We start from the raw sequence: 20,439 nt of genomic DNA, 5'->3' as shown, positions 1-20,439 counted from the left end.
CTGCGCAATAATTGTAAAGCTGAGAGTATTGATCGTGAAATATATTTCCACGCGTGGCAAGGCCGATGTTTTAGATTTTGAAGGTGTAACACTCACAGGTCTTGCCCGTGATGGCGGTCTCTATGTGCCTGAGGAAATTCCCAGCTTTACCGCAGAAGATATTCGATCGATGCGAGGCCTTTCTTATGCTGATGTCGCTTTCAAGGTAATTCAGCCGTTTGTTGCGGGTTCCGTTTCTGATGTTGACCTGAAAAAAATGCTTGATGCAACATACGGCGATGCATTTCAGCATAATGCTGTTGCCCCGATGGTGCAGCTTTCCCCCAATGATTGGCTTTTAGAGCTGTTCCATGGGCCGACGTTGGCGTTCAAGGATTTCGCGCTACAGCTTCTAGGGCGTTTTTTCGACCACTTTACGGAAAAGCGTAAAGAGAAGCTCACAATTCTCGGTGCAACATCTGGGGATACGGGCTCTGCAGCGATTGAAGGCTGTCGTGGGCGTGACAACGTGCGCATATATATGCTTCATCCCAAAGATCGCGTTTCTGATGTGCAGCGCAAGCAAATGACAACAGTGCTTGAACCGAATGTGGTGAATATTGCTGTTGAGGGTACCTTTGATGACTGTCAGGCACTTGTGAAAGCGTGTTTTAATGATCTTGCATTCCGTGATAAGGTTGGCCTGACGGCAGTGAATTCGATTAACTGGGCCCGGGTGATGGCCCAGATCGTATATTATTTTACATCCGCTGTGGCGTTAGGTGCGCCAGATAGAAAAGTTTCTTACAGTGTTCCTACCGGGAACTTTGGGGATATTTTCGCGGGTTACATAGCAAAGAGCATGGGCCTGCCGATTGAAACATTGGCGATTGCTACAAACAGCAATGATATTCTCGCTCGTACGCTTAATACCGGTACATATGCTTCTGGTGAAACGCACGCTACGCTTTCTCCGAGCATGGATATTCAGGTTTCAAGCAACTTTGAACGCCTGATTTTTGATCTTACCGGACGTGATGGCGATATGGTGCAGAGTTATATGGATAGCTTTGCGACGGATAAATTCTTCAGTTTGTCACCTGACCATCATGCGATTCTTAAAGATAACTTTGTTGCAGACCGGGTAGACGACGCTACGACAAAAGCGGTTATGAAGCGTATTTTTGAAGAAAATGGTTATATTTCAGACCCTCACACCGCTGTAGGCATTGAAGTGGCGCGTACAAGCCTTGATTCTTCTGCAGTTCCGAATATAACACTCTCCACTGCGCACCCTGTTAAGTTCGGTGCTGCGGTAGAGGAGGCGTGTGGAGTAATTCCAAATCTTCCTCAGCATATGGCCGATCTTTATGAGCGTGAAGAACGCTTCGAAGTGCTGCCAAATGATAAAAAGATGTTGCAGCGAAGAATCTTGGAAGGAAACGGCTCTTGACCGTTCAGGTTACCACCTTATCAAACGGCCTTCGGGTTATTACAGAACACCGTGCAAGTTTGGAAACCGTATCTATTGGTATCTGGACAGATGTTGGAGCAAGGCATGAGCCTGAGGCTCTGAATGGTATTACGCATTGTCTCGAACATATGCTGTTTAAAGGCACGAAGACCCGGTCTGCTAAAGATATTGTATTGGGGATCGAAAGTTTGGGTGGTCATATTAATGCATATACCACTCGCGATAATACCACCTACTACGCCCGTGTTTTGAAAGACGACCTTTCTATGGCACTTGATGTGCTATCCGACATTGTTATGAACAGTGTGTGTGACCAGAAAGAGCTGGATAGAGAAAAAGAAGTAATCTTGCAGGAAGTAGGGCAATCCCTTGATACTCCAGATGATGTAATCTTTGATCATCTCCAAGGTATTTCATACGGTAATCAGGCAATCGGGCGTCCGATACTGGGCACAGAACAAACAATTCGCTCTTTCACGCAAAATGATTTGTTAAGCTATCTTTCAACAAATTATGTTGGCGCCAACACTGTTGTTTCAGCTGTTGGATATTTGGACCATGATGCGGTTGTTAAAGCAGTTGAAGAGAAAATGGGCCGTATGCCATCTGGCGTAAAGCAACGCGCAGAGCAGGCGGTTTATACTGGTGGTCGGAAAATAGAAAAACGTGACCTTGAACAAGTTCACATTGCTGCCGCTTGGCCTGGTACCTCGTTCCATGACGAAAATTATTATGCTGCACAGGTTTATTCCACAATCCTAGGTGGGGGCATGTCCTCTCGTTTGTTCCAGGAAGTGCGAGAGCGAAGAGGCCTGGCCTATTCAGTTTACAGTTTTACAAGCAGTCATCAGGATACAGGGTTGTTTGGCCTTTATGCAGGTACAGGCCCTGATATGGTTGATGAAATGATCCCTGTAATTCAGGCTGAAATGGCGGCGCTAGCTGATGGGCCTGAAGAGCAGGAATTTAATGTCGCAATCGCGCAATTGAAGGCAAGTTTGATGATGGCGCTCGAATCGACAACATCAAGAATGGAACAACTTGGGCGGCAATTACTTGTTTTTGATCGCGTAATCCCTGTTGAAGAAATGATTGCAAACGTAGAATCTGTGTCTGTAGAGCAAGTAAGAAATATTGGCACAACAATCATTGATCAGAACCAAACTTCTATTGCAGTGGTAGGTAACGGAAACTTTGATACAATTAGTTTTTAATTGTTTCTTTTACATTTGCTTTTTCTGAACATTTAATCAGTTGAATTAATAACTGTACGAGGTTTCCCTGATTGCTCAGGGTTGGCGCAAGTGGTAGTATCCCCACAACGTTTGGGGAGAAAATTAATTGTTGTGTCCTGAGATATGCCTGTTTTTAGGCTATTGGTATTCCTTGTGTAAAGGTAACAGCGTTCCGCAAAGAGGACAATTAGACCTGCGGGAACTTACAAGTATCTTACCTTGGATGTTTATTTTAGAAATGGCACCAGATGGTGCACTTAGATACCGCCTTGCAGGTTCGGCTCTGGAAAGTGCTATGGGGCGCGGTATGGCGGGTAGAACCTACAGTAGTGTTTTCTCTGAAACAGAACAGGGTTCTGTTATGGAAGAGATGTACGCAACAGCGCTTGTCCAAGGGTGCGGTATTCTCAGAACTGGTACCTTCCAAATTGAAGCTGACTCCAATTTTGATTTGGAAGTTCTATCACTCCCTTTTATTGAAGAACGAGCGATGGGCGGTGTTATTATGGTTGGTGTAGTTCGCCCATTTGAGGTGAATAATCAGGGCTTTATTGATAAATGGGGCGGGTTCGAACAGAGCTTGCAACAGCTACTTGTGGTGCCGTCACCTAGAGCGCTTATGGAAGAGCATTTATCTAAACGTGTAAAAGATTTGCTGGATAGCCTGAAGGTAACTTTAAGGGCAATAGATTTGCCTAAAGTGATTGAGATTGACCGTAAAGGCCAGCATCAGCTTTACACTGCAATCCCATCACTAAGTTTAGCTAATATTGATACAAGTTTTCAGCATCATTAATCAGGCATGTCCTGCATCTGTGGAAAGCATAGATATATTCACGCCTAATTTTGCCATGGCCCGAGGCCATTTTTGTTCAAAGTCGGTATTGAAAATAATCTCTTCATCAGCTTCTGCCGTAAGCCAGCTGTTAGCAATGATTTCGTCTTCCAACTGGCCGGGTCCCCAACCTGCATAGCCAAGAGCTAACAGATTATGTATTGGTCCCTTGCCTTCGGCCATAGCACTCAAGATATCGACGGTTGCAGTAAGCGCCAATGTTTCACTAACAACAAGCGTGCTGTCCTGTACGAAATCTGCGGAATGTAGAACAAACCCTCTACCTGGTTCCACAGGGCCCCCACGATGAACTGGAATGTCCGGTGTATTAGGGTGGGTTTCAATGTTTAACTGTGTGAGTAGTTCTTCGAAGTTAAGGTTTTCTGCCTGCTGGTTAATAACCAGTCCCATAGCGCCAGATTCGTCATGAGTGCATAAATAAATGACTGTTCTGTCGAACCTTTCATCGGTCATGCTTGGCATTGCAAGAAGAAGTTTACTGTCTAAAAAATTCGCTGACGTCAAGGTCGTGTCCTTTTGTTATTTATGTATAGTTTACTCTCTCAAGGTAGGTGAAGCAATGAAGCAAATGAGGTGTTTATTCTGTTTAGTTCCTGCAATCTGACGAGTTTGTGATAAAAGGCGATTGGAGAATGTAAGGGTGCTCGCTTATATAAAAGGAAAATTTGCCGGAGAATAAATGTGCGATTGTTTGTAGTATTATTGGTAAGTGCAATTCTATCAGTGAAGAGTTATGCCTCGGAAACCAAATGGCATGATCATGACGGAATGCTTCAAACACGCGTCGTGGTGACAAGTATGTCTGATGATGCGGGTAAGAAGTTGCTGGCATGGGAAGCGAAGTTAGCCCCGGGCTGGAAAACTTATTGGCGTTCTCCGGGTGAAGCAGGCTTACCTGTGAAGATATCTTCGGGTGGTGAACAGATTGAAGTATTATATCCATTCCCAGAACGCTTCGAACTTTTTGGACTTGAGACATATGGATACGGCAAACAAGTTATTATGCCGTTCTATGTTGATGCACAATCTGCTGAGGTACCTGTGAAGGTAGACTTTATGGTCTGCAAGGATATCTGTGTGCCGTTTAATATAGACTATATGGTTGATACATCCGGTGCGGACGACTCTATTCATGATATTCGTGTATCCAGTTGGATGGATAAAGTACCAGCGCGCGCAGGTGATGATGGTGCAGGCCTAGAAGTTTTATCTGCTAAATTGGTCGGTAAAATGGGGCATCAAAAAGTTATCGTCGATGCGACAGGTTCCGGTAACCTAACAAACGCAGATGTGCTTGCGGAAATAGGCACAGTTGCTCACTTTGGGAAGCCGAAGAAACGTATGCTGCCTGATGGAAAGACGGTTCGTTTTGTTCTCTCAGCTCAAACGGGAAATAAGAAGATTGATCTCAAAGGTAAGCAAGTTCGTTTGAGTTTTACTAACGGTCGTGGTGCATCCATCGAACGGTTTATTGATCTGTAACATCTTAATTATGTTCATCAGGGGAATAATCTTTTACTCTGTCCCCTGAAATTTTAATCCTGAAACGGTAAGGGGTGATTATGACTATTCAAGTTGGCGATAAAATTCCTGCAGCAATGCTAACAACAATGACAGCAGATGGACCAGCGCCAATCGCGACAGAAGAATATTTTGCAGGCAAGAAGGTTGTGATCTTTTCTGTGCCGGGCGCGTTTACACCAACATGTTCTGCTAAGCACCTACCCGGTTTTATTGAACAAGCAGATGCGATCAAGGCAAAAGGTGTTGATGAAATTGCCTGTTATGCTGTGAATGACGTATTTGTAATGCATGCATGGGGCGAAAACACAGGCGCTGGTGATAAAGTGACAATGCTCGCAGACGGGAATGGCGATTTTACTAAAGCTATCGGTCTTGAGATGGATGCTTCTGGTTTCGGTATGGGACTTCGGTCGGTTCGTTTCTCCATGATTGTTGAAAACGGTACCGTGACGGAGTTGAATGTGGAAGAACCTGGCGCATTCCAAGTATCTAGTGCGGAGCATGCGCTTGGGCAGCTGTAAGTTGTTATAAAATAATTGTTTTTTAAGGGGTGGCTTTGGCTGCCCCTTTTTATTTGCCTTGAAAATACATATATAGGTTTTAGGGATAACCTTCCAATTAGGGGGAATTATATGTTTGAGATGTCGGAAATCGTTGTCGGGCTAGTAGGTTTGCTGGCGGTTATTTTTGTCTTTTCCGCGGTTGTGACAGTGGGGCAGGGCTTTGAATATACTGTTGAAAGACTAGGGAAATACACCAAAACCTTAAGGCCGGGCCTTCATATCATTGTACCGTTTATTGAACGTATCGGTAGCAAGATGAATATGATGGAACAGGTGCTTGATATTCCTACACAGGAAGTGATTACCAAAGATAATGCGATGGTAGCTGCTGATGGCGTAGTGTTCTTTCAAGTTCTGGACGCTGCACGCTCAAGCTATGAAGTAAACAATCTGACACTAGCCATTTTGAACCTTACGATGACCAATCTTCGTACAGTGATGGGGTCGATGGATCTTGATGAATTGCTTTCCAAGCGTGATGATATTAATGCACGCCTGATGAATGTGGTGGATGAAGCAACGCAGCCTTGGGGCGTGAAAATCACACGTATCGAAATCAAGGATATCGCACCACCAAGAGATATTGTTGATGCGATGGCGCGCCAGATGAAGGCAGAGCGTGATAAACGTGCGTCTATTCTTGAAGCTCAGGGCTTAAGAGAGGCAGAAATCCTTCGCGCAGAAGGTGAAAAGAAAGCTGCCGTGCTAGAGGCAGAAGGGCGTAAAGAAGCAGCCTTTAGAGACGCTGAAGCCCGTGAGCGTGAAGCGGAAGCTGAGGCGAAAGCTACGGAAATGGTATCTAATGCGATTGCGGCTGGTGATAAACAGGCGATCAACTATTTTGTGGCGCAAAAATATGTTGAAGCGCTTGGTAGTTTTGCAAATTCACCAAATGAAAAGCTAGTCTTTATGCCAATGGAAGCTTCAAGTGTGATTGGCTCAATCGGTGGTATTTCTGAACTTTTCAGTGAAGTGAAGAAAACCAAACCAACGAGCGCGAGCGGTATCCCTAACGTGGAGTAAGCTATGTTTGATTTTGCATGGATGAATGAAAATGCCTATTGGCTGTGGTTATCTGCGGGGGTACTACTGCTGGTAGGCGAGATGTTAATCCCAGGTGTTTATTTGCTCTGGATAGGTCTTGCAGGATTGGCTACTGGCATGGTTGCATGGCTGATGCCTGATTTAGGTTTTGAAGGACATGGACTGTTCTTTGCAGCTGTTGGTGCCATTTCTATATATGTTGGGAATAAGTATTTTTATTCCGCAGGTGAACAGCAGCCTGATCAGGAAGTAAATACGGCAGGTAAAGACCATGTTGGTAATATTTACACTGTCGCTAAGGCGATTGAGAACGGCCGTGGCCAGGTTTCTGTTCGGGATAGCTTATGGCTTGCGGAAGGATCAGATGCGGCAATTGGTGATAAAGTTCGTGTAATTTCTGTGGAAGGAACGGTTTTAATGGTTGAACCTGCTGCCGAATAGCAGCAAAGATAGCCATATGAACTTTAAAGCGATATTGAGATCACGTGTTGCTGCGTGGTTAACAAGTGAAGCCAGATTAAATGGAAAAAGACGTCGTGCAGAGTTTGCGCGGCGTTTGGTTCGACGACCTCATGAAATTCTATACTTCCACCGGGCAGATGATCCATATTGTCAGTTGATGGTTCAGGTTTTGCCTGAAATTGCATATCGGTTTGATGTGCAAATCACACCGCTCGTTGTGGAAAAGCTTCCAGCTAATATGTACCCAGATCCAGCACGCTTTGAAGGGTATAGCATTATTGATGCTGCTCGTCTCGCCAAGCTATACGGGTTGGGGTTTCCAGCATCCGCTAGTGTGCCGGATCGCCTTAGCGTGGGGATGGCTAACCGTTATCTTGCCAGCATACAGGATGACCCAAAGTTTTTCTCAATCGCACAGGAAGTTGGCGCTGCTTTATGGCGGGAAGATCTCCTAACAGTCAGGAAGCTCTGTGTCGTTGCTGACATTGATGAGCAGATGCTGGCCAATAATGAAACGCGGCTACGTGAACTCGGTCAATATTCCAGTGCATCCCTATATTATGAGGGGGAGTTTTATGTGGGTGTGGACCGTATAGATCACCTTGAACGTCGCTTGAACAGGCTGGGGTTAGGTGATGGTGAATGCCATTTCGATCTGACGCGTATCTGGCGGCACAGATTGGAAACGTTGGACAAGTCCGTTGCAGGAAGAACAGTAGAGTTTTTCTTTTCTGTTCGAAGCCCATACAGCCATTTGTCTTTGCAACAAGTTGGTGAATTTGCCGAGCTTTCGGGTGTTAAGCTGAAACTCAAGCCTGTCATGCCTATGTTGATGCGCGGAATGAAGGTACCTCCCATCAAGGGGCGTTACATTCTTGCTGATGCTGCAAGAGAAGCTCGGCTTGAAGATATTCCGTTTGGTAAGATTGTTGACCCACTTGGTCTTGCAGTGAAGCGAGCAATGGCTATTGGCTTTTCATTGCCTGATGACGAAAGCATGTTGAGATTTTTCAGCGCTTTCACCCGTGGTGTATGGGCAGAAGGTATTGATGGGGCTACAGACGAAGGCCTGTTGAAAATCATTGCAAACGCGGGGCTACCTGCCGATACATTAGGGCAAGCCTTGCCCGAAGAAGAATGGTTTGAAAAGGCAGAAAAAAATATGAACGAGATGTTGGTTTATGGCAGTTGGGGTGTGCCAACATTCAGGGTGGCAAATGAAACCCTGTGGGGACAAGATCGTTTGTGGGCTATCGCAGAAATCCTAAAAAATGAATGATAGTTTGGCGGTCTTAAGCTTTTGAACTGATCTATATCTTTGGTTTATCTTAGCTTTACGAAAGATGTAAAGTTGGCTAGATCACTGAGTGTGCACTGTAACAAAGATAAACATAACCTGAGGACATCATGGGGAAAACATCTGTAATTTCTACCAAGTTTATGAAGCTTGGTATTTCAGCTGCAGCGATGCTGGCTGTTTCTGCATGTGCGACCGTTTCAACAAACGACCGTGCTGGTTCAACAAATAAGGCTCCTGAATTTAGTGCTGAGCGCATCAAGGCGGATATTGCTTTTCTGTCGGATGACCTTTTAAAGGGTCGCGATACAGGTAGTGAAGGGCACCGTGTCGCTGCGAAATATGTAGCTGCGGAGTTTGCTCGCCTGGGTGTGAAACCAATGGGGGATAACGGAACTTACTTCCAGGAAGTTCCTTTCCAGAACGCTCGCATCAATAAAGATGTGTCAAAGGTTGCTGTTACAGTTAATGGCGAAACCAAAGAATTGGCGTTCGGTGATGAATATTTGATGTCTGGTAGTGTGCGTGACAGTAAAGGCAATGCTGCTGGCGATCTTGTTTTTGTGGGTTATGGTATCCACGCCCCAGAAGCTGGTCATGACGACTATGCTGGTCTTGATGTGAAGGGTAAAGTCGTTGTTCTTGTAAGCGGTGCTCCTTCAGATATGAATACAGAAGTGCGAGCGCATTACCGTTCAACTGCAACTAAATCACGTGCCGCCGCGGAGCTTGGTGCTACTGGTGTGATTAGCGTATTTGCAAGTGAAGAACAGCGTCCATTTACTTTCTATAAGCGCTTTATTGACCGTGATCGTATGGATTGGCAAACCCCCGACGGTAAAGAAGTGGGCGGTAAAACCGTAGGAGCGAGTGCTGCTGTCAGTCACGCTGTTGCTAAGGAACTTTTTGCAGGCGCGGCTACTTCTTTTGAAGATGCTCTAAAAGCAACACTTGAAGGTAATGCAAAGCCTGTGGAGTTGAAAGCTTCTGCATCTCTTGTGAAAGATAGTGTTCTTTCCGGCGAATTCACAAGCCCTAACGTTGTTGGTGTTATCGAAGGGTCTGACCCGAAACTAAAGAACGAATATGTAGTGATTTCTGCACACCTTGATCATATTGGGGTTTCTGAAAATGCTGAAGGCGAAGATAAGATCAATAACGGTGCGCTAGATAATGCTGCAGGTGTTTCCACTATGCTTGAAGTAGCTCGTGCCTATGCGAATGGTGAAAAGCCACGTCGTTCTATTCTGTTCACAGCTGTAACGGCGGAAGAAAAAGGCCTACTTGGAGCGGGCTATTTTGCAAACTTTCCAACAGTGGATAAGCCAACAATGGTTGCGAATGTAAACCTTGATATGCCGCTTATTCTTTATGATTTTCAAGATGTGATTGCGTTTGGTGCAGAACGTTCAACACTTGGTCCAATTACTGAAAAAGCTGTAGCTGAAATTGGCCTGAAATTAAGTCCTGACCCGATGCCTGAACAAGGTCTGTTTACGCGTAGTGACCACTACCGTTTTGTTCAGCAAGGTATTCCTTCTGTATTTCTTGTGACAGGTTTTGAAACGGATCCATCTGGTAAAGTTGGTGGTGAGATCTTCAGGAATTTCTTAGGTCATGAGTATCATTCTCCAGCAGATCAGATCACGCTTGATATCGATTATGATGCAGGTGCTAAGTTTGCACATGTAAATTATCTAATCATTAAAGCGATTGCGAATGAAAATGAGCGCCCTAAATGGAATGAAGGCGACTTCTTCGGTGAAACATTCGGTAAGTAATATCTAGACTATAAAGTAATAAAGGGATGCAGTTTTGCATCCCTTTTTTTATGTTCAAAGATATCTGAAATATAAAATCAAAGATTGCTTTGATAAGTAATTGTTTTAATATAATCCACGTTCCTTTTGTGTGGTTGAAGAGTACATGATTTTGAAATTTAAACATTCTGTTTGTTTCTTTTTGTTGTGTGTTCTTTTTTTGTCGAACGCTATCAGCGGATTGGAAACAGAAAAGAGTCTCACGGTCTCTTACGCAACCAACAAACCTCTTATTTATCCAGAAAACCAGCGAGCCCAAGGGGTTTATGCAGAGGTTTTGCGTGCAGTGTTTGAGGACGAGCTGGGAATACAGCTTAAGTTTGAAAACCGCCCGTGGAAGCGAGCCCAAATCGATGTAAAAATGGGTAGGGCCGATATCATTGTGACTGTACCAACAACTGAACGGCTACGTTATGTCGTGCCTAGTGTTTTGCCAGTTTATCAGTTACAACGACGTCTATATACTTATCCTGGTCATCCTCGCCTTGATGAAATACTCACAATGAGAAGTGTTCAGGATGTTATAGATGCGCGCCTGAAAATGGCAGCAGTCATTGGTGATGGATGGTTCAAAGAGAAACTACTCTCTAGAGGGGTCGACGCAAATCTGGTACCTGATCCTCGGAATTCTTTCAGGTTATTATCAGACCGCAGGACCGACTTGGTGATTACTGCACCGTCAGTTTATAAAAATGTTATGGATACGGAAGCTATTGAAAAAGATATTTTCGATACGGGCGTCAACCTCGAAAGTATTAGCGCCCATATTTTAATGGGAAAAAGGTCTCCATATATTTCCTTAATGCCCGAAGTTGATCGCATTATCTCTGAAATGAGAAGAAGTGGTCAACTAGAGGCTATTTATAAGAAATATAATTAATCACCTTTATAAAGAGCCATTCCTTGATTAGCTAAGGCATCTGCCCGTTCGTTTTCTGGATGACCTGCATGACCTTTAACCCATTTCCAAACAATATCATGCTGATTACTGGTTTCATCCAAGGCACGCCATAGGTCTTCATTCTTTACAGGTTTTTTTGCAGCCGTTTTCCAACCCTTGGCCTTCCAGCCGTCAATCCATTTGGTAATGCCGTCGCGCACGTAAGTACTATCAGTGTAGAGTTCTACCTTGCAGCGACGTTTCAGTAACCTCAGGGCCTCAATCGCGGCCGTTAGCTCCATGCGGTTGTTAGTTGTATTGAATTCACCACCGGTGATTTCTTTTTCATTTTCGCCGTAGATTAACAGTGCGCCCCAACCACCTGGACCAGGATTCCCTGAACAAGCACCATCAGTATAAATTAAAACAATTTGATCGTTAGACGACATAGGAAGCGGTATCTTTCACTGAACGATGGAATTCGATGCGTTTTTTATAATCGAGCGGGTTTTTGGGATTCACAACAGCCCCTTCAACCGGGTTTAGCCAGTCATAGAGGCGCGTGAGTAGAAACCTTAGTGCGGCGCCTCGGCATAGAATTGGGAATACTTCAAGCTCAGTTGGGCTGAGACTACGGTGTGTATCGTACATCTCTATAAGACGCTTCGCTCGGCTTGGCACAAATTCATGGTTTCCATCAAAACACCAAGCGTTGATGCATATAGCCAGATCGTATGCGAGTGCATCAGTGCAGCCAAAATAAAAGTCAATAATCCCGGTTACTTTGTGTCCGGTAAAAAGAACATTGTCCGGGAACAGGTCGGCATGAATAGTGCCGCTTGGTAGATTTGTTGGCCAATGGGCTTTGAGAAATTCAAACTCTTCTGTGATGAAAGAAGATAATCCGCTGCTTATGCTATCTGCGTTATCTGCGTTATCTGCTGTATCAGCGATTAGTTTTTCCCAGCCATCAAGAGACAAGTCGTTAGGCCGATTTTCTTTGAAGTCTGCCAAAGCATTATGCATCAACGCAAGAGCTTCTCCAACAGCAGCACAGTGAGCATCACTTGTTTCATCAACGCTTACCCCTGAAAGGAAGCTGATAAGGCAGGCTGGCTTTCCTGAAAGGGTTTGAAGCGCCTTACCTTCATTATCCCTGATTGGCCTAGGGGAAGGAAGGCCGTTATCAGCAATATGTTCCATCATATTCAGGAAGTACGGCAGGTCTTCCGGGTTTGCGCGTTTTTCATAAAGTGTAAGAATATATTGGGCTTTGGTTGTCGAAAGCAGGTAGTTGGAATTTTCCACACCTTCAGCAATGCCTTTGAAACTTGTCGCTTTCCCGGCATCATACCTATCCAGAAACTGATTTAGTGTCTGGTCATCAACCTTAGTGTAGACAGCCATTAAGCAATATCTTTCAGGATAGGAGGAACTTTGAAGGTTACATCTTCTTCTGCCGTGGTGAAAATTTCGAGATAACCTTCATACCGTGCAAAGATAGCGCTGATAACCTCTTCCACCAAAATTTCTGGAGCACTGGCGCCTGCTGAAATACCAATGGTTTTTGCGCCTTTCAGCCATTCAAAATCTAGATCAGTGGCCCGCTGTACCAGAACGGCCGGGCAACCAGATTTTTCGCTTACTTCAACAAGTCTTCGGCTATTGGAAGAATTGGGGGCGCCAATCACAACAACGCGGTCACTTTCCTTTGCAATTGCTTTAACAGCAATTTGTCTGTTGGTCGTCGCGTAGCAGATATCTTCTTTCTTTGGGCTTTTAAGTTCTGGGAAGCGCTCTTCCAGACGTTCCACAATGTCTGAGGTGTCATCTACTGAAAGAGTGGTTTGTGTAACGTAGGAAAGCTTAGCCGGATTTTCAGGGGATAGATTATCCACGTCCTCAACAGTTTCGATCAACGTCATGGAGCCTTCATTGACTTGGCCCATCGTGCCAATCACCTCGGGGTGGCCTTCATGTCCAATCATAAGAATGTGATTGCCGCGATCCTTATGGCGTTCCACCTGCCGGTGAACTTTGGATACAAGTGGACATGTAGCATCTACATAGATCATTTCCCGGCGTTCCGCCTCAGCAGGTACGGATTTAGGTACACCGTGTGCAGAAAATACGACAGGCACGCCTTCAGGAACTTCATCAAGTTCGTCTACAAATACAGCGCCTTTGGCTTCCAGTCCTTCAACAACATAGCGGTTGTGAACGATCTCATGGCGTACATATACTGGCGCGCCAAATTTTTTGATCGCAAGTTCAACAATCTTGATAGCTCTATCAACGCCTGCGCAGAAACCTCGAGGGTTCGCGAGTAAGATACGTAATTGAGGTGTATCAGAAGATGCCATGGGGGTGCCTCCAAAGAATATATAAGCCCTTTGCTACCCCTAGACTGGCGGCGGGTCAAGGCGAACAAGAAAGGTGCCATACTTTTGTCATGGTCCACTAATAAAGCCTAATGAAAATATTGCTGCAACTTGGGTTGCGCTTTTATGGTGTTCTTTTTATGATCGCCGCCAAATCAGCGTTGCTGATATGTTGAATGGTGAAAGGGTACTTATGTCCGTCCGTCTTGTGTTAGCTTCGGCTTTGATGCTTTTTGTAGCAGCCTGTAATAGAAACCCGCTTGAGGTAACTATTTCCCGCTGTTTGGCTGTTGCTGTAGTTGGCGATGTTGGAACGCTGACAAAGTTTAGCGGTTCTGGGCGCACAACAGATGATGTGGAATTTACCGCTTCTATCCGCGACGTTCAGTCTAGCTGTGAAGAAGGGAACAGCGTAGAATCAGAAGTGACGTTCACTATTGGTGCTCAAGGCGGGCCGGCGTTGGCTGATTCTGTTGTTACAGTACCGTACTTTGCAGCCGTGCTGAAAGATAACAGTCAGATTGTAACTAAGCGAATTTATGACGTAACTCTTCGTTTCGATTCTGAAGGGAATGCAGTATCGAATGAAGTTCTTACTCAGCTTGTTCCTACAATTGAGCAGGCGCGCCGTTATAACTATGAACTTCTGCTTGGCTTCCAGCTAGACCCAAAAGACGCTGTATTCAATATAGTGCGTTAAACGTTGCGCTAACTTAGGTACCATTTTGAGTGTATTTAAATCGCTCTTTCCTGTTCAGGGAAGGGCGATTTTTGATTCTCGACTTGCAAAGGTTTCATATAACGCATATCTATTATTTTGGTATTTTCCGAAATAACGAAATAATAGATATGGATAGTGATGATGCGACTGAATACTTTTTTTAAAGTGGGGATGTTGGGAATAGGCCTGATGCTGACAAATGGTTTAATAGCTGCAGATGATAAAGTGTTTGTATCCCAAGAGGTTGAATTCGATAGTGTAAGCCCGGGAGTGAAGCTTGCAGCTACACTGCTGAAGCCGGTGAATGTTACTAAGCCACCACTCTATGTACTGGTTACAGGTTCTGGGCCACAAGATCGGGATGAGCAGCTTCTCGGTAAAAAACCCTTCAAAGCCTTAGCGGAATATCTGGGAAGGCGCGGCATTGCCACACTGAGGTATGATGATCGTGGTGTCGCTTCCTCTACAGGTGATTTTTCTGCTGCCTCCACATTTGATTTCTCCAAGGATGCATTGGGAGCTGTGAAATATGCACGTACGCTAAACGGGTTTTCGTCTGTTGGAATGATTGGCCATAGTGAAGGCGGGATTGTAACGTCTATTGTCGCTAATGAGTGTCAATGTATTGATCACGCTATTCTGCTGGGTAGCCCGGCGATAAGGTATGGTGAGCTGGTTCTGGACCAAATTACTTCCATCATGCAGGCACAAGGAGCTGCGCCTGCACAAATTGAAACTGCTCTTACCATCCAAAAACAGCTTGTTGCCAAAGCGGTAGAGCACGATGACCCTTTAGTAGCTCAAAAGGAGGCAGCTAAAATCCTGGAAGGTGTGGGAATACCAGCATCAGCGGCGATGGCAAAGGCGGGAGAGTTGACATCAAATTGGATGCATACTTTTCTTCGAATTGATCCTGCTGAATATCTGAAGAATATAAACATCCCTTTTTTGATGCTTTATGGAGAGTTAGATATGCAGGTTTCCGATGAGCTAAACTTCGATGTGGCTCAGAAAGTTACAGATGCTGTAAATAATGATCAAGTTGCCGTTAGGGTGTTACCTAAAATGAATCATCTATTTCAGACAGCTGTTACTGGCCAAATATCCGAATATGCTACGTTGCCTGAGGATATGTCTGAGGATGCAATGGCCGTGATGGCTGAATGGATAATAAAGCAAAAACAATAAAATACGTGTAATAATCTTGTTTTTGAAATTTACTGGGCGGGCTATGAATATCTCGCCCATACAAGTTCTCAGAAAATAAGCAAAAATTCGATATATTTTGCGCAATAATATTACCTGCTTGGAAACGTGTTTCTTTAATTGACTCTTAGGCGTTTCTGCCTATGATCCTGCCCACGATCACGTCAGGTAAAAGGTAACTTTTACAATGTTCGTGCGGGAGAGCTCAGCCAACATGCTGACGCCGAAGGAGCAACCGCCTCGGAAACTCTCAGGCAAAAGGACCGCGCGAATAGTGACACTCTGGAAAGCAGGAGCATTTGTTCCTCACCGACGGGGTAAGCCTTGATATCGAGGTCAAATCTCTCAGGTTCCGTGACAGAGGAGGCATTCATCCGGTTATACCGGGAAATTGCTTTGCGCGCGGAGAGTGTCAGATGGCCGACGAAAATCTTCTAAAAACCCCTTTGTATGACTTGCACGTTGAAGCGGGCGGTAAAATGGTACCGTTTGCTGGGTATTCCATGCCTGTTCAGTATCCACTGGGTATTATGAAGGAACACCTTCATACTCGTGATAAAGCTGGTCTGTTTGATGTGTCGCACATGGGGCAGGCTTATGTGCGTTCTGTGGATGGTAGTGACCCAGCGAAAGTACTTGAAGAAATTATGCCTTCTGCACTGGCTGTGTTGAAGCCGGGCAAGATGCGTTACACACTTCTTCTAAATGATAACGGCGGTATTGAAGATGACCTTATGGTTACTCGCACGTTTGACCCGGAAGGATCACTTTACATTGTTGTAAACGCTGCATGTAAAGAAAAAGACTACGGCATTTTGGAAGAACGCTTCGCAGGTCGCCTAGCGCTAGAGCCGCTTGAAGATCACGCACTACTTGCCCTTCAAGGACCAAAGGCTGAAGATGTTCTTGCGGAACTTGATCCTAGAGTACGCGATATGGTGTTCATGGAAGGCACAATGGTAACGCTTGAAGGCGTTGTGTGCTGGGTAGCCCGCTGTGGCTACACAGGTGAAGATGGTTTTGAAATTTCTGTTCCGAAAGAGGAAGCGCCAGCGTTGGCAGCACGCCTGTTGAAGAGCGATGATGTGGAATGGATTGGCCTTGGTGCACGTGATAGCCTGCGTCTTGAAAGTGGTCTCTGCCTTTCAGGTCATGATTTTAATGATGAAACTAGCCCGGTTGAAGCGAGCCTTAATTTCGCACTGGGTAAAAAACGCCGTGAAGAAGGTGATTTCATTGGCGGCGAACGCATTCTTAAAGAACTTGCTGAAGGTACGTCGAAGCGCTTGGTAGGTATTTTGCCATCAGGCCGTGCACCAGCGCGTGAGGGCGTGGAAATCGCTGATATGGACGGTAACGTAATTGGTCAAGTTACCTCTGGCGGTTTTGGCCCAACAGTGGGTGGCCCGGTTGCGATGGGCTACGTTCCTGCTGAACTTGCCGAGGCAGGTACAGATATTCAGTTAATCGTTCGCGGCAAGATGCTTGCGGCGAAAGTTGCACAAACACCATTTATCGAACAGCGCTATAAGCGCAAAAAAGTTTCCTAAGTCAGGTAGGGGAGAAATCAGATGCTTAAATTTACTGAAGACCACGAATGGATGCTCGTTGAGGGCGATACAGTAACTGTTGGTATTACAGACCACGCTCAGGAAGCGCTTGGCGATATCGTATTTGTTGAGCTGCCAGAAGTAGGCGCAACCTTTGAAAAAGGCGATGATGCGGCTGTTGTTGAATCTGTGAAAGCAGCGAGTGAAGTATATGCGCCAATCGCTGGCGAGATCGTTGCAGTGAACGAAGATCTAGAAGGCGAGCCGGGCACAGTGAACAGCGCACCAATGGATGGTGGCTGGTTCTTCAAAATGAAACCTGCTGATATGTCTGAAGTTGAAGCTGCAATGGATGAAGCGGCTTACAAAGAATTTCTTGCTGGCCTAGAATAAAACGATTGAGCGCTGGCCTTTGGCTGGCGCTTTTCATTTAGGCCTGAGTTTTAAGCTTTTGCTTTTTGTTGAGGAGTAAGCGCATGCGCTACTTGCCATTAACCAGTGATGATCGCCAAGCAATGCTTGGGAAAATTGGTGTTCGTCATGTTGATGATCTTTTCAAAGATATTCCTGGTGAATTTCTAAACCCTGAAATCGACCTGCCGCGCCATAAAACAGAGCTTGAGGTGGAACGCCATCTCTCTCGTATGGCATCAAAAAACACGGCTGCCGGTAGTGTTCCATTTTTCGTTGGCGCAGGTGCTTATAAACACCATGTACCAGCTACAGTGGATCATATTATCCAGCGCGGTGAATTCTTAACGGCTTATACACCGTATCAGCCGGAAATCGCGCAAGGCACGCTTCAGTATATCTTTGAGTTTCAGACACAGATTGCCCAGTTGACTGGCATGGATGTGGCAAACGCCAGCATGTATGATGGTTCAACGGCAACAGCGGAAGCTGTGATGATGGCACGCCGTGTAACACGTAAGAAACGCGCTGTTATCGCTGGCTGTGTGCACCCACATTATCGTGCGGTGGTAGAAACAACCACACAGTATACGGATGATGAGGTTGTGGCTCTGGATGCTCAACCAGCTGATGCACAGGCAGAACTGCAGGCAGCTATTGATGCGATTGACGAAACAACAAGTTGTGTTGTTTTCCAAAACCCAGGTGTTTGCGGCAACGTGCTTGACTTGACGCCGCTTGCTGAAAAGGCACATGCGAATAAAGCGCTTCTCATTGTTGTTGTAACTGAGGTTATGTCACTTGGTCTTATCACAAGTCCTGGTGAAATGGGCGCTGATATCGTTGTTGGTGAAGCGCAGTCTATTGGTAATGGTCTGAATTTTGGTGGCCCATACCTTGGTATGTTTGCAACCAATCAGAAGTATGTTCGCCAGATGCCGGGCCGTTTGTGTGGGGAAACGGTTGATAGTGATGGTACTCGTGGTTTTGTGCTTACGCTTTCTACACGTGAACAGCATATCCGCCGCGAAAAAGCGACATCGAACATTTGTACCAACTCTGGCCTTTGCTCACTTGCGTTTACAATTCACATGTCATTGCTTGGTGAAAAAGGCCTTCGTAAGCTTTCGAAGCTTAATCACAAGAAAGCAGTGGATGTGAAAAATGCAGTTGCTGCGGTTGATGGCGTGGAAGTGCTTAGCTCGTCTTTCTTTAACGAGTTTGCCGTGAAGCTTCCGAAGAATGCTGCCGACGTTGTTGAAAAGCTTGCGTCTGATGGTGTTCTAGCAGGCGTTCCTTTCAGTCGTCTTGATCCAAATGCTGGGCATGATGATGTGCTGCTTATTGCAGCCACTGAAACAGTGACTGATGGTGATATCGAAGAACTGGTTTCTGCACTTAAAGGAGCAGTAGCATGAGCATGAATAACCAAGGACGTCCAACTGCTGCAACTGACGTGAAAACGCCAGTAGAAATGTTTGAAAGCTTCTCAGGCCATAAGGGTCTTCGTCTTGCTGAGCCTTTGATTTATGAGTTAGGCAATACTCAGACGACAGGAGTTGATATTGAAGATTTCGATGATTTCGATATGGAAATCGCAGGGCTTGAACGCACTGCGGAAATCGGTTGTGCAGGTCTGGCAGAGCCAGATGTTGTTCGTCACTATACACGCCTTAGCCGCTTGAATTACGGTATCGATATGGGTGTGTTCCCGCTTGGTTCATGCACAATGAAGCATAACCCGCGTCTGAATGAAAAAATGGCACGTTTGCCGGGTATTGGTGATATTCATCCACTTCAGCCTCAATCCACAGTGCAAGGTGCGTTAGAGTTGATGGAAGAGCTATCACATTGGCTTATGACTATCACAAACATGCCTGCGGTGGCGCTTTCTCCGAAGGCTGGTGCGCATGGTGAGCTTTGTGGTGTGATGGCTATTCGCGCGGCACTTGAAGCACGCGGCGATGCACGTGAGGTCATTCTGTGCCCTGAAAGTGCGCACGGTACAAACCCTGCAACCGCTGCTTTCTGTGGTTACAAAGTGAAATCCATCCCGGGTAAAAATAATGGCCGAGTTGATGTTGAGGCGCTTAAGGAAGCGCTAGACGATACAGTTGCTGCTGTAATGATCACAAACCCGAACACATGTGGTCTGTTCGAGCAGGAAGTGCGTGAAATTGCTGATGCCGTTCATGCAGCTGGTGCTTTCTTCTACTGTGATGGTGCGAACTTCAACGCCATTATGGGTAAAGCGTGTCCTGGTGATCTTGGTGTAGATGCTATGCACTTTAACCTGCATAAAACATTCTCCACGCCACACGGCGGTGGTGGCCCAGGTTCTGGCCCTGTTGTTCTTTCCGATGCACTTAAAGATTTCGCCCCACTTCCATATGTCGTGAAAGAAGCTGATGGCAACTTGAAACTGCACGAATGGAAAGATGGTGAAGGTGATAAGTCTCTTGGTCGTCTAACTGCTTTCCATGGTCAGATGGGCATGTATGTACGGGCGCTATCTTATATGCTCAGCCACGGCGGTGATGGTCTTAAACAGGCGTCAGAAGATGCAGTGCTGAATGCGAACTATATTCTGGCATCGCTTGAGGATGTAATGAGTGCTTCTTATGAAGGACCATGCATGCATGAAGCGCTGTTTGATGACCGTTTCCTTAAGGATACAGGTGTAACCACCCTTGATTTTGCAAAAGCAATGATCGATGAGGGCTATCATCCAATGACGATGTATTTCCCGCTGGTAGTGCACGGCGCGATGCTTGTTGAACCAACAGAAACTGAATCCAAGTTCAATCTTGATCAGTTCATTCGCTCTATGCGCGGCCTTGCAGAAGCAGCGAAAGCAGGTGAAACGAAACGCTTTGAAGGTGCACCTTATTATGCACCACGTAAACGCTTGGATGAAACGCAGGCAGCGCGTAAGCCTGTACTTCGTTACACCCCACCTTCCGCTTAAGGAAGTAACAAAAATTATACAGGCGTAAAGAGGACTTTAACCTTTACGCCTGTAGTGCTAGTTTGGCC

20 protein-coding genes and 1 riboswitch are annotated in these 20,439 nt (G+C 45.6%); of the genes, 16 read left to right on the top strand and 4 right to left on the bottom strand.

Going from position 1 to position 20,439, the window contains the following annotated elements; genetic code table 11:
- The first annotated feature begins 34 nt into the window (after positions 1-34).
- The 3 genes from thrC (at position 35) to MF542_RS05150 (ending at position 3,484) form a co-directional block, all read left to right on the top strand.
- Positions 35-1,432: a threonine synthase gene (gene thrC / locus MF542_RS05160; RefSeq protein ID WP_247016642.1), complete on the top strand. Its 1,398-nt coding sequence runs from the start codon at positions 35-37 to the stop codon at positions 1,430-1,432.
- Entirely contained in the window at positions 1,429-2,667 is a 1,239-nt protein-coding gene (locus tag MF542_RS05155; protein WP_247016640.1) for a M16 family metallopeptidase, read from the top strand. The genes thrC and MF542_RS05155 overlap by 4 nt, the downstream gene beginning before the upstream one ends.
- Before the next feature lie 127 nt (positions 2,668-2,794).
- A complete protein-coding gene (locus MF542_RS05150) occupies positions 2,795-3,484 on the top strand; it encodes a PAS domain-containing protein (RefSeq protein WP_343264847.1) in 690 nt (229 codons plus the stop codon).
- Here the strand turns inward: MF542_RS05150 and MF542_RS05145 are convergent, their stop codons facing one another.
- The gene (locus tag MF542_RS05145) at positions 3,485-4,048 is read right to left on the bottom strand and encodes a YqgE/AlgH family protein (protein WP_247016636.1); all 564 of its coding nucleotides are present in this window, start codon (positions 4,046-4,048) and stop codon (positions 3,485-3,487) included. It abuts the gene before it with no gap.
- A 177-nt stretch (positions 4,049-4,225) separates the two neighbouring features.
- Here MF542_RS05145 and MF542_RS05140 point away from each other — a divergent pair, with 177 nt between their 5' ends.
- The 7 genes from MF542_RS05140 (at position 4,226) to MF542_RS05110 (ending at position 11,134) form a co-directional block, all read left to right on the top strand.
- Positions 4,226-5,026 (top strand): protein-disulfide reductase DsbD domain-containing protein, encoded by an 801-nt coding sequence (locus MF542_RS05140; RefSeq protein ID WP_247016634.1) that lies wholly within the window; start codon positions 4,226-4,228, stop codon positions 5,024-5,026.
- Positions 5,027-5,106: 80 nt separating this feature from the next.
- Positions 5,107-5,589: a peroxiredoxin gene (locus tag MF542_RS05135; protein WP_247016632.1), complete on the top strand. Its 483-nt coding sequence runs from the start codon at positions 5,107-5,109 to the stop codon at positions 5,587-5,589.
- Between the two features lie 111 nt (positions 5,590-5,700).
- A complete protein-coding gene (locus MF542_RS05130) occupies positions 5,701-6,654 on the top strand; it encodes an SPFH domain-containing protein (RefSeq protein WP_247016630.1) in 954 nt (317 codons plus the stop codon).
- 3 nt (positions 6,655-6,657) lie between these two features.
- On the top strand, positions 6,658-7,116 hold the full coding sequence (locus tag MF542_RS05125; RefSeq protein WP_247016628.1) for an NfeD family protein: 459 nt from the start codon (positions 6,658-6,660) through the stop codon (positions 7,114-7,116).
- A 16-nt stretch (positions 7,117-7,132) separates the two neighbouring features.
- Positions 7,133-8,416, top strand: a complete 1,284-nt coding sequence (locus tag MF542_RS05120) for a DsbA family protein (protein ID WP_247016626.1) — start codon at positions 7,133-7,135, stop codon at positions 8,414-8,416.
- Between the two features lie 128 nt (positions 8,417-8,544).
- The gene (locus MF542_RS05115; RefSeq protein ID WP_247016624.1) at positions 8,545-10,215 is read left to right on the top strand and encodes a M28 family metallopeptidase; all 1,671 of its coding nucleotides are present in this window, start codon (positions 8,545-8,547) and stop codon (positions 10,213-10,215) included.
- 145 nt (positions 10,216-10,360) lie between these two features.
- The gene (locus tag MF542_RS05110; RefSeq protein ID WP_247016622.1) at positions 10,361-11,134 is read left to right on the top strand and encodes a substrate-binding periplasmic protein; all 774 of its coding nucleotides are present in this window, start codon (positions 10,361-10,363) and stop codon (positions 11,132-11,134) included.
- Here MF542_RS05110 and rnhA read toward each other — a convergent pair.
- From rnhA to ispH, 3 genes are read right to left on the bottom strand one after another with little or no spacing between them, the layout of a single operon-like run.
- Complete coding sequence (rnhA, locus tag MF542_RS05105; protein WP_247016620.1) at positions 11,131-11,583, bottom strand: ribonuclease HI; 453 nt, start codon at positions 11,581-11,583, stop codon at positions 11,131-11,133. The genes MF542_RS05110 and rnhA overlap by 4 nt on opposite strands.
- Positions 11,573-12,541, bottom strand: coding sequence for a homoserine kinase (gene thrB, locus MF542_RS05100; RefSeq protein WP_247016618.1), 969 nt, complete (start codon positions 12,539-12,541; stop codon positions 11,573-11,575). The genes rnhA and thrB overlap by 11 nt, the downstream gene beginning before the upstream one ends.
- Positions 12,541-13,497, bottom strand: a complete 957-nt coding sequence (gene ispH, locus MF542_RS05095; RefSeq protein WP_247016616.1) for a 4-hydroxy-3-methylbut-2-enyl diphosphate reductase — start codon at positions 13,495-13,497, stop codon at positions 12,541-12,543. Before ispH ends, thrB begins: the two co-directional genes overlap by 1 nt.
- Positions 13,498-13,708: 211 nt before the next feature.
- Between ispH and MF542_RS05090 the strand changes: the two genes are divergently transcribed.
- From MF542_RS05090 to gcvPB, 6 genes are all read left to right on the top strand, one after another.
- Positions 13,709-14,215: a hypothetical protein gene (locus MF542_RS05090; RefSeq protein ID WP_247016614.1), complete on the top strand. Its 507-nt coding sequence runs from the start codon at positions 13,709-13,711 to the stop codon at positions 14,213-14,215.
- 210 nt (positions 14,216-14,425) lie between these two features.
- Positions 14,426-15,424, top strand: a complete 999-nt coding sequence (locus tag MF542_RS05085; protein ID WP_247016612.1) for an alpha/beta hydrolase — start codon at positions 14,426-14,428, stop codon at positions 15,422-15,424.
- A gap of 204 nt (positions 15,425-15,628) precedes the next feature.
- Positions 15,629-15,718: riboswitch (glycine riboswitch) on the top strand.
- A gap of 140 nt (positions 15,719-15,858) precedes the next feature.
- Positions 15,859-16,992 (top strand): glycine cleavage system aminomethyltransferase GcvT, encoded by a 1,134-nt coding sequence (gene gcvT / locus MF542_RS05080; RefSeq protein ID WP_247016610.1) that lies wholly within the window; start codon positions 15,859-15,861, stop codon positions 16,990-16,992.
- 21 nt (positions 16,993-17,013) lie between these two features.
- On the top strand, positions 17,014-17,385 hold the full coding sequence (gcvH, locus tag MF542_RS05075) for a glycine cleavage system protein GcvH (RefSeq protein ID WP_247016607.1): 372 nt from the start codon (positions 17,014-17,016) through the stop codon (positions 17,383-17,385).
- An 83-nt stretch (positions 17,386-17,468) separates the two neighbouring features.
- On the top strand, positions 17,469-18,821 hold the full coding sequence (gene gcvPA, locus MF542_RS05070; protein ID WP_247016605.1) for an aminomethyl-transferring glycine dehydrogenase subunit GcvPA: 1,353 nt from the start codon (positions 17,469-17,471) through the stop codon (positions 18,819-18,821).
- Positions 18,818-20,371: an aminomethyl-transferring glycine dehydrogenase subunit GcvPB gene (gene gcvPB / locus MF542_RS05065; protein ID WP_247016603.1), complete on the top strand. Its 1,554-nt coding sequence runs from the start codon at positions 18,818-18,820 to the stop codon at positions 20,369-20,371. The genes gcvPA and gcvPB overlap by 4 nt, the downstream gene beginning before the upstream one ends.
- Positions 20,372-20,439: the final 68 nt, after the last annotated feature.

This window comes from Kordiimonas laminariae (assembly GCF_023008165.1).
GTDB classification, from domain to species: domain Bacteria; phylum Pseudomonadota; class Alphaproteobacteria; order Sphingomonadales; family Kordiimonadaceae; genus Kordiimonas; species Kordiimonas laminariae.
This window is presented reverse-complemented; position numbering and strand designations above follow the sequence as displayed.